Source organism: Paraclostridium benzoelyticum, assembly GCF_001006285.1.
Lineage (GTDB): Bacteria > Bacillota > Clostridia > Peptostreptococcales > Peptostreptococcaceae > Paraclostridium > Paraclostridium benzoelyticum.
Map to the genome: position 1 here is coordinate 1 of NZ_LBBT01000363.1, position 3,128 is coordinate 3,128.

Below are 3,128 nucleotides of genomic sequence, written 5' to 3' on the forward strand. Positions count from 1 at the left end.
AGAATTATGATAACATTATAATTATAAATATAAATACTAGGTTTTTATTAATTAATAGGGAATGATGTGGAAATCATCAACAGCCCCCGCTACTGTAATTACGGACGAGTCTTTTTTTAGCCACTGAAGAATTTCTTTGGGAAGGTAAAGATTAGGATGATGTATAAGTCAGGAGACCTGCCTAGATAAAACCAACTTTCGGAGGGAGAGACAAAATGAAAATATCAAAAAAAATCAAATTAAGTTTGCTTAGCTTAGTTATAGGGCTAAGCTTTGTAGGGTGCAGTAAAACTCAAATTAAAACTGAAGACACTACTACAATAAAGGTAGAAAAAACAAATGAAACAAAGGATGATTACTATCCAGTAACTATTACTACGCATAATAGTAACAAAGAAGAAATAAAGGTTACTATAAAAGAAAAACCTAAAAAGGCGCTGGCAGTTTATCAAGACTCTATAGAAACTATGCTAGCACTAGGGTTAGAAGATAATATAGTTGCTGCAGCCGGGTTAGATCATAAGGTTAAAGATGAATATCAAGAAGCCTTTAAAAAGGTTAAGTATTTAGATGAATTTACACCTTCTAAAGAAAATACTATGATGTTACAACCAGACCTTATAGTGGGATGGGATTCTTTGTTTACAGATAAAACTTTAGGAACAGTAGACTTTTGGCAAGACAAAGGTACAAATACATACATGGCATTAAATAGTGGAGCAGTAGAGCATAAGACTATTAAAAATGAATGTGAAGATATATTAAATATAGGTAAAATATTTAACGTTGAAGATAAAGCTAAAAAGATAGTTGATAATATAAATAAAAAAGTAAATGAAGTTGTAGAGTCTGAAAAAGGCAAAAAGCAACAAACTACTTTAATAGTTGAATTTTTAGATGATAAAATTAGTGGATATGGGAAAAGCACTTTAGGTGGAGATATGGTAACTAAACTAGGTGCAAAATTATTAAATGAAGATGGCAACTCACTAAGTAAAGAAGATTTAGTAAAATTAAATCCAGACAGTATATTTGTAGTATATATGAATAGAGATGATGATAGTAAAAAGGCTGAAGAAACTAAAAACTTAGTTATGAATGACAAAGCATTACAAAGTTTAAATGCAGTTAAAAATAATAGAGTTTATCCAATAGAACTAGGACAAATGTATTGTAGTGGAGTAAGAACTATAGATGGAATAGAAACTTTTGCAAATGGACTTTATCCAAGTAAGTAGAAAGAGGGACATGGACATATGCAATCAATGAAAAGCTTAAGAAAATATGAAAATAATGAAGAGAAGGGCTTTGTGAAAACAAAGCCTTTATATATATTAGTTATTATGGGTCTTATTATTGCTTTAATTTTGTCTATTTTATTTGCTGTAACAATAGGTTCAAGTGACATCAGCATAAAGCAAGTATATCAAATAATAGGGTATAAACTATTTAGTATAGGAAATGAAAATACTTTATCTAATGGAGCTATCCATGATGTAGTGTGGTTTATTAGGCTACCTAGAATAATTTTAGCTTTATGTGTAGGAATAGGACTGTCTGTATGTGGAGTTGTAATGCAAGCTATAGTAAAAAATCCTCTAGCAGACCCTTATATACTTGGTGTATCATCTGGAGCATCCCTAGGTGCTACAATAGCTATAATGCTAGGTTTTACAACATTATTAGGACAAAACTCAATAGGGATATTTGCATTCTTTGGTGCATTTTTAGTTTCGATGTTAGTTTTAATGATTTCAAACACAGGATCAAGATCTAACTCTACAAAACTATTATTAGCGGGGATGGCTTTGAGTTCTGTTTGTAGTGCATTTTCAAGTTTTATAGTTTATATAAAAAATGATGCAGAAGGAATGAAAAATATAACATTCTGGCTTATGGGAAGTTTAGCTGGAGCTAAATGGGAAGAAATAGTATTTATACTTCCATTGATTTTAATAGGGACTATATTCTTTTTAAGTCAATATAGGATATTAAATTTAATGTTGTTGGGGGATGACGTAGCTATAACATTAGGAACTGATTTACATAGGTATAGACAAGTATACTTAGTTGTAACTTCTCTCCTAGTAGGATTAGTAGTTTATTCATCTGGGATGATTGGATTTGTTGGACTTATAATACCACACATTGTTAGAGGATTATTTGGGACTGACCATAAAAAAATAATTCCAATATCTGCACTTTTAGGAGCTATATTTTTAATATGGTCGGATGTATTGTCTCGAATAATAATAAAAAATGCAGAACTTCCTATTGGAATACTTATATCTATGATAGGAGCTCCTTGCTTTGTTTATCTAATGATAAGAAGAAGTTATGGGTTTGGAGGTACTAATTAATGAGAATAGAAACTAAAAAATTAGAACTTTCTATAAATGAAAATAAAATATTAAAAGGTATAGATATTGATGTTAACAATAAAGAGTTTGTAGGGATTATAGGGCCTAATGGAAGTGGAAAATCGACTCTTTTAAAGTGTGTATATAGAAACTTAACCCCAAGTAACGGTGTAATATACCTAGATGACACTAATATTAAAAATATACCAACTAAAGACAGTGCTAAAAAAATTGGAGTTGTAGCTCAACATAATCATAATAACTTTGATTTTTCGGTATTAGATATGGTACTTATGGGGAGAAGCCCTTATAAAAAAATTATGGACAGAGATACAAAGGAAGATTATGAAATTGTATATAATGCCATAGATAAAGTAAATATAAGGCATTTAATTAATAGAAACTTTAATACTTTATCTGGAGGAGAGCAACAAAGAGTTATATTAGCAAGGGCTTTAGCTCAAGATACAAAGTGTTTAATACTTGATGAACCAACTAACCATTTAGATATTAAATATCAGTTACAATTAATGGGTATTGTTAAAGACTTAGATATAGAAGTTATAGCAGCTATTCATGACTTAAATATTGCAGCTATGTATTGCGATAAAATATATGTATTAAAAGATGGAAAAATTAGGGCTTATGGAACGCCAAAACAGGTTTTAACTACAGAACTTATAAAGGAAGTTTATGGCGTTAATGCTAAAATTTTAAAAGCTGAAACTGATGATAATATAAATATAATTTTTAAAACATAATTAAATT

Annotated in this window: 3 protein-coding genes and 1 riboswitch; all 3 genes read left to right on the forward strand. The window is 29.7% G+C overall.

Annotated elements, in window-relative coordinates; translation table 11 throughout:
• The first annotated feature begins 21 nt into the window (after positions 1 to 21).
• A riboswitch (cobalamin riboswitch) is annotated at positions 22 to 199 on the forward strand.
• 16 nt (positions 200 to 215) lie between these two features.
• From VN21_RS17605 to VN21_RS17615, 3 genes are read left to right on the forward strand one after another with little or no spacing between them, the layout of a single operon-like run.
• Positions 216 to 1,238, forward strand: coding sequence for an ABC transporter substrate-binding protein (locus VN21_RS17605; protein WP_046824423.1), 1,023 nt, complete (start codon positions 216 to 218; stop codon positions 1,236 to 1,238).
• Between the two features lie 18 nt (positions 1,239 to 1,256).
• The gene (locus tag VN21_RS17610) at positions 1,257 to 2,360 is read left to right on the forward strand and encodes a FecCD family ABC transporter permease (protein ID WP_332840895.1); all 1,104 of its coding nucleotides are present in this window, start codon (positions 1,257 to 1,259) and stop codon (positions 2,358 to 2,360) included.
• The gene (locus tag VN21_RS17615; protein ID WP_046824424.1) at positions 2,360 to 3,121 is read left to right on the forward strand and encodes an ABC transporter ATP-binding protein; all 762 of its coding nucleotides are present in this window, start codon (positions 2,360 to 2,362) and stop codon (positions 3,119 to 3,121) included. Before VN21_RS17610 ends, VN21_RS17615 begins: the two co-directional genes overlap by 1 nt.
• Positions 3,122 to 3,128 lie beyond the last annotated feature (7 nt).